We start from the raw sequence: 5,974 nt of genomic DNA, 5'->3' as shown, positions 1-5,974 counted from the left end.
TTCTAACATTTCCATTGCGAATAGCATCCGTTATGTTAAATAAAGCACTACATTTTTTTCTATTTTGATAATTTTCTTCTGCTTTAAGTTGGAAATAATTGATGCTCGTTCTTCTTCTGAGATAGAACCTTTGAATTGGAACATAGCATCAATAAAGTTCTCTAAACTTTTAACCTTACTTGGACGACTTTTAAGTAAACGTTCTGATACATAGTCTAAGTCTATTAAATTTTCTTCCTTTACTTTTTCAACGTATTGTTCTTCTTCCTCTTTGCGTCCAACTTGGATAAGTAACTGAGCCAAACGGAATTTATCACGGTACGATAGTTTTAACGTTAAATCTTTGATTTCTTCGTAAGTCATATTTGTTGCACTAAGTATTTAATAATTTGATGAATTATAACGGGTTACCATAGAACGTCTATTATTCTTGTAGATATTTGGCTTCTAAAGAATTTCTAAAATTAACATAATACGCCTTATACGAAGCTATGAACCCTTACCTTGCAAGGCTTTCATAGCTCGCCACTTCATCATTAACACCTCATCTTCCTCCTCAAAACTAGACTCCCCAGACGCAATCCGTTCAATCATCGCATTTACATCCGCTTGACTGGCATCAATCACATGCTGCTCAAATGAATGCTCCACAATCCCTTGCGTTGCCTTAAAAGCAGCTCGAATACGCTCTGCATCTACGTTCTTCTTCATACTTGGCCACGCTGCTCTGATTTATAACTTGGATGACCTTTCAGATAGGCAATAAAACTATCGAAACGTTTGCTATCCAATCGTGATTCATCAGGATGATCCACATGCTGCGATAGGTTCTGACCTAAAAAATATTGCTCAAACTGTGCCTTAAAATACTTTGGAATATCAGACACCAAAACATAGCTATCATCTGATTTCAGTTGATGGCGTGGGATCTGAATCAACTCAAGTAAATGTTTATTCCACAGTAGACTGGCCCGAAGCTGATCATTCACTGGATGATGGGGATCATGTGCAGCTGCACGTTGATCTTCAAATAGACCCTCAAGAATTTGTTTTCCAGTCTTCATACGACCTCCAAAAGCTTTATTTAAAACCTCACAATATCCCTAGAACCATGATGGCGTATAGCTATCATCATGATCTTGATTTTTACGCTGCGCTAAGGCTTGGTTGTACTCCTTTTGATAGATCTGGAGCTTGTTAAATTGCCGAATCTGTTGAATGGTTTGCTTCTGTGCCTCAACTTCAAGCTGAATCATCGGATCGGCACTTTTCAACTTCCATCGGTAGATCTGCGGAACATCCTGCAATTGCGTTCCGTACTTCTGGTTAAATTCCTGATTGGATAGATGACTCACTCGATTCGGAACCACAATCTCCATACCCTCCAGAATTAGAGTTTTCATCGGTGCATGCATTTCCAAAGCCTGATTAATCAGCTGCTCAGTTTTTTCTCGAAAGGCTTTGACCTGATCACGGCCAAAGCCCAACGCATCAGCCGTTAATTTCTGTGCGCCACCCTTGGTGGGATTCTTTGGACGATACTGCTTAAAAAACTGTTCTGGTGGTCGTTCAATCCCATCGGACAGACTCCGTTCAGAATACATCAAATGCAAATGCGGTTGATCTTCACCTGTCAGCTCACTCGGATGATTATGCACCGCTGCGGTATAAGGGAACTGATACTGATCAGCAAATTCCCGAATAAAGGCCTCGACCAATTCTTTACGCTGCTGTTTCGACAATTCTTTTGGTAAAGCCACGGTCAACGTTGAACTGGTTCGACCTCGAGCAATCTCATAACGATCTGCACTATGCCAAAAGCTTTCAGGTGCATCGATGGCCCAAGCAGGCATATTTCCAGAACGCACGAACTCCAATTCCTCATCGGTCTTTTGCTCGGCAAAATGAGCGGTTCGAGTCAGATAATGGAAGGTATTCTTGGAACTAGAATCCTTCTTCACATTGTGCCGAATATTCATGTAAAACATGCCGAATTCACCTGAGATCCAATTCGCAAAGGAGGCTCTCCGCAGGAGCGAGGAGGAGTGTCTTTTTTTGACAATAATCGCTTTAGCGGTTGTTGTCAAAAAAAGACACGGAAACGAGATAAACTATTTTTTATGCATAGCAGAAAAAATAGTTTAAACGCCCACAACATGACGCTAACATGGAGTCAATCCACGGCAAAATGAGATCCAAATGGCAGGACGCAAAGCGTTAGTTCTTACGGCAAAAGAAATCAACGAACTCGGCACGCATATCCTCAATCTACCATTCAAACGTCGAGTTGAAGAACGTTGCTTGCACATTCTCAAAAACAAAAAAAGTCTTCAGGATCTCAGTGAGCAAGACCGACAACTCATCCAGAAATGTCGCTATGAACGCAATGCCTACAACAAACGCATGCTTCAGCTGCAACTGATCCAACAGACAGAACCTGCCAAACAGACCGCTCTGCAACAAAACATCCTCAAGCTCCATCAAAAACATGACATCGATGCCTACTTTGCCATGCACGATGCACTAGATGAAATCCTCAAAACGCAACGCCACCAGACCGCAGCGAAAAACCTGAATCAGAAAATAGAAAAAGCCCTGAATCCAGAACAACAAAAGGAAAAACAAAGCCAGAAACAACAGAAAAAACGAGAAGACCAGATCAAGTACTTTATCGGTTCACTCTATCTAGGCGTTTTTGAACGAGCAAAGTTTCAAATGACCCACTCCAATCAGGACTTGGACAACCTGAAAACCTTATTTCGTATGGCTTTAATCGGTAAAACCATGCAACAAACCAACAAGGATCTACAGACAGTCACCCAAGAAATTGCTAACTCAAGCCAATACCAAGAAATTGAACGATTTATACGAGAAGCCAAACAAGATCCGAGAAACCCATTCAACAAAACACCAGAACAATGAACAAATATCACGTTTAAACGCTGTATTTTCGCCATAGTACGATCATTTAAAACTGAACTAGAGATCAGTACCCCAAAAACAAAAAAGTGCCTCTAAACGCAAATAGAAGCAAATGACACACCATCTATAAACCATAAGAAAGGCTTAACCAAGCGAGTGTCTACGAGCGACATCCCCAAAATTCGCGCCTCGGCCCTCTGAAAAACTGCTTTTTTAGGTTGATTAACCTAAAAAAGTGAATTTTAGATGCAAAAATTTGAGCCTAGACCGAGCGAAGCGAGCATAAAGCTTTATGAGCGGAGCGAATTCCGAGTTGCTTTTGCTCTTGCCTTTGCTTTTTCTCAAACTCACAACGAAAAGAGCCAAAAAATTGCCCCCCGAATCGAGCGAAAGCGAGATTCAATAGAGTTTGAGCGTAGCGAAAACCAAGGGCAATTTTGAGCAGAGTAGGCTTTTAATTATTTTTAATGCTTTTTAATGCTTTTAGACAGGCTGAAATCCTTTGTTTGCAATAGTTTAATGGGTGATAAAGATAGGTTTAAGGGGTGATAAAGATAGGTTTAAGGGGTGATAAAGATAGGTTTAAGGGGTGATAAAGATAGGTTTAAGGGGTATATAAATAGATAGATTATTGACTATTTAAAATATATGACATATAACCTAGTTAAATGAATTACTCAGCTTCATATCATGACAAATAACAATAAATTAGTTGTTAAAGATAATGCTCTTATCGATGCTTCTTTTAACTTATCACTCATAGAGCAACGTATTATGCTCTTGGCCATAGTTGGAGCTAGAGAGTCTTCTAATCTCACGCCAGATACACCAATAGAAGTGCTTGTAAGCGACTACATTCATCAATTTAAAGTGGATAGTAATAATGCCTATGGCTTGCTCAGAGAGGCAGCAAAAACACTAAAAAGAAGGGAGTTCAGTTATTTAGATAGATATAAGGGCCTAGAGGCTCTTACTACAGCAAATTGGGTAAACAAAGTGACCTATGTAGATTCTAATGGTCTTATTGTTTTATACCTTAGCAACGAAGTTATCAGCTTAATTAGCCGATTAAGCGAACAATTTACCAAATATCATATAGAGCAAGTATCTGATTTTAGAAGTAAATATAGCATAAGACTATATGAGCTATTAATTAAATGGTTGAATGTAGCAAAAACTGAGAAATATAGTATTAACGATCTTAGATCAAAGTTAGGTCTTGACTCGACTGAATATTCAACAATGTCTAACTTTAAATCCAACGTATTAGACAGAGCAGTAAGTGAAATTAATAAACACACTGATATTACCGTTGACTATGACCAATTCAAAAAAGGACGAGTTATCACTGACATTCAATTCAGAATTAAATCGAAAGTTAGGCCATCTCAACAAGAATTAACTAGAACGCCCCAAACAGCATTCCAACAAATGACAGATGCTCAAATCAATATGTTTGGCAATCAGCTTTCACGACTACCTGAATTTTCAAACTTAGCAAATGGTAATGAAAGCTATGAGAGCCTAGCCGCGAAAATCAAAGAAATGCTAAGAGATCCAATACAGCAAAAACAGTTTTTGCCTCATCTAAAAAACTTAGGCTTTAAAGCTTGAGTGTATTGGAGAATACACATATTGTATTCTCCAATACGTTTTCAAAATACACAGCAATACACTATGAATACAGCTACAAAATACAGTGTTAGTGATGCTGCAACCCTGTATAAAAAATCTCGAGCTACGCTATATAAAGATATAAAAAACGGTGTGTTAAGCCGTGACCATGATGGTTTTATAGATTTTTCAGAACTTCTTCGTGTCTATGGAGAACCTTTTGGAGTAAAACAAGTAAAACGTATCGATACGTCTCCAATACAAAATCAAAATACATCTGAATACACTGATAAAACAGTTGTAGAACTCAAAAACCAAATTGATTTTCTAAAAAAACAGTTAGAAAAAGCCGAAGATCGTGAAGCCAAGGCAAATGCTCGTATAGATACACTGCTGACACTCATTGAAATGAAGCCCCCACAATCCAATATGACTACGTTTACCGATCAGAAATCTGCTCCAGATATAGCAACAGATCCTCGGTCAGAACCCGAGCCGAAAGATGACGGATTGACTACTCCAGTCGAAACAGAAAATAAGCGTATTCCAGTGCCAGAGCACGTAGAACCAGAGCAGCCGAAAAGAGGCTTTCTAAGTCGCTTTTTCTTGCCAAATGGGTAAGGCGATTATTCAACTGGACTAAACAAGAATATAGAACATTGTTTAAGAAACATACGTGGAACGTGAAATATCAAGAAAAAGCCGTTCCAGTGCGCTAAACCCTAGAACGGCTTACTTTAAGATATTGATGCGAAAAGGAAAAGTTCAAGTGTTTCGCATAAGGCGTATTATGTTAATTTTAGGAAATCTTAAGCTTTAGCCAACATAATCTTCAGTTGATATTACTTGAGCATATGCAAATTCAAAAGCGGCCATTAATGTTGCATGGACATGACCAGCAGGTACTTTAACGCCATTAAATTCCAAGTCAGCTGTGGCCCTAGAATCATTTTTTTAACTTTTCATAACGAAGAATAAAAATAACTCAATGTTTACTTTAGGTTTTATACGCTTTTTCTTTTCAGGAGATAATGCTAGGATCAAAATTGGCTAACATTAAATAATCATAATGAATAATCTTCAAATAGTTATAGCACAAGCTCTACATTCATATGAATTTGAACATATGGAGCAATCAATAAGTAAATCCATTAGCGACACTATATTGGAAATATTGGTCAATGATGGGCCTTTTGAAAAAATTGATTGTTATCTGTATTCAAAAAAAGATTCTAAAAAAATTCTAAAAAGCTCTATACACTATGTAATTGCTGTCTTAGAAAGGGCGAAGTATAGAGTACAGAAAGCTCAGCAAGATAATCTGAGTCCTTTGTATATCTGCTTATACGTGATTAAGAAAATTGAGGGCTTTATCGAATACTTAAATACTAAATTTCAACTGTGAAAGCCTCCATTTAACATAATGGCTATTATGCGA

8 protein-coding genes are annotated in these 5,974 nt (G+C 38.1%); 4 read left to right on the top strand and 4 right to left on the bottom strand.

Features of this window, described 5'->3' with window-relative positions; all coding sequences use genetic code 11:
- Positions 1 to 30 precede the first annotated feature (30 nt).
- The 4 genes from CDA10_RS16560 to CDA10_RS16545 form a co-directional block, all read right to left on the bottom strand.
- On the bottom strand, positions 31 to 363 hold the full coding sequence (locus tag CDA10_RS16560; RefSeq protein WP_089606633.1) for a hypothetical protein: 333 nt from the start codon (positions 361 to 363) through the stop codon (positions 31 to 33).
- 126 nt (positions 364 to 489) lie between these two features.
- A complete protein-coding gene (locus tag CDA10_RS16555) occupies positions 490 to 711 on the bottom strand; it encodes a hypothetical protein (RefSeq protein ID WP_026441251.1) in 222 nt (73 codons plus the stop codon).
- A complete protein-coding gene (locus tag CDA10_RS16550; protein WP_089606632.1) occupies positions 708 to 1,064 on the bottom strand; it encodes a hypothetical protein in 357 nt (118 codons plus the stop codon). Before CDA10_RS16550 ends, CDA10_RS16555 begins: the two co-directional genes overlap by 4 nt.
- A gap of 39 nt (positions 1,065 to 1,103) precedes the next feature.
- On the bottom strand, positions 1,104 to 1,988 hold the full coding sequence (locus tag CDA10_RS16545; protein ID WP_089606631.1) for a MobA/MobL family protein: 885 nt from the start codon (positions 1,986 to 1,988) through the stop codon (positions 1,104 to 1,106).
- Between the two features lie 211 nt (positions 1,989 to 2,199).
- Between CDA10_RS16545 and CDA10_RS16540 the strand changes: the two genes are divergently transcribed.
- The 4 genes from CDA10_RS16540 (at position 2,200) to CDA10_RS17060 (ending at position 5,941) form a co-directional block, all read left to right on the top strand.
- The gene (locus tag CDA10_RS16540) at positions 2,200 to 2,922 is read left to right on the top strand and encodes a hypothetical protein (RefSeq protein ID WP_089606630.1); all 723 of its coding nucleotides are present in this window, start codon (positions 2,200 to 2,202) and stop codon (positions 2,920 to 2,922) included.
- A gap of 690 nt (positions 2,923 to 3,612) precedes the next feature.
- Positions 3,613 to 4,536, top strand: coding sequence for a replication initiation protein RepM (repM, locus tag CDA10_RS16530; protein WP_005244554.1), 924 nt, complete (start codon positions 3,613 to 3,615; stop codon positions 4,534 to 4,536).
- Between the two features lie 63 nt (positions 4,537 to 4,599).
- Positions 4,600 to 5,157 carry a plasmid replication DNA-binding protein gene (locus CDA10_RS16525; protein ID WP_005244552.1) on the top strand — a complete coding sequence of 186 codons (558 nt, stop codon included), beginning with the start codon at positions 4,600 to 4,602 and terminating at the stop codon, positions 5,155 to 5,157.
- Between the two features lie 448 nt (positions 5,158 to 5,605).
- Positions 5,606 to 5,941: a hypothetical protein gene (locus tag CDA10_RS17060; RefSeq protein ID WP_055414483.1), complete on the top strand. Its 336-nt coding sequence runs from the start codon at positions 5,606 to 5,608 to the stop codon at positions 5,939 to 5,941.
- The last annotated feature ends 33 nt before the right edge of the window (positions 5,942 to 5,974 follow it).

It is taken from the genome of Acinetobacter piscicola (assembly GCF_002233755.1).
Lineage (GTDB): Bacteria > Pseudomonadota > Gammaproteobacteria > Pseudomonadales > Moraxellaceae > Acinetobacter > Acinetobacter piscicola.
This window is presented reverse-complemented; position numbering and strand designations above follow the sequence as displayed.

What these genes read in the sequence shown, in the direction of transcription:
- repM (WP_005244554.1), top strand. Translation starts at nt 3,613, where the DNA reads ATGACAAATAACAATAAATTAGTTGTTAAAGATAATGCTCTTATCGAT.
- CDA10_RS16550 (WP_089606632.1), bottom strand. Translation starts at nt 1,064, where the DNA reads ATGAAGACTGGAAAACAAATTCTTGAGGGTCTATTTGAAGATCAACGT.
- CDA10_RS16545 (WP_089606631.1), bottom strand. Translation starts at nt 1,988, where the DNA reads ATGTTTTACATGAATATTCGGCACAATGTGAAGAAGGATTCTAGTTCC.
- CDA10_RS16540 (WP_089606630.1), top strand. Translation starts at nt 2,200, where the DNA reads ATGGCAGGACGCAAAGCGTTAGTTCTTACGGCAAAAGAAATCAACGAA.
- CDA10_RS17060 (WP_055414483.1), top strand. Translation starts at nt 5,606, where the DNA reads ATGAATAATCTTCAAATAGTTATAGCACAAGCTCTACATTCATATGAA.
- CDA10_RS16560 (WP_089606633.1), bottom strand. Translation starts at nt 363, where the DNA reads ATGACTTACGAAGAAATCAAAGATTTAACGTTAAAACTATCGTACCGT.
- CDA10_RS16525 (WP_005244552.1), top strand. Translation starts at nt 4,600, where the DNA reads ATGAATACAGCTACAAAATACAGTGTTAGTGATGCTGCAACCCTGTAT.
- CDA10_RS16555 (WP_026441251.1), bottom strand. Translation starts at nt 711, where the DNA reads ATGAAGAAGAACGTAGATGCAGAGCGTATTCGAGCTGCTTTTAAGGCA.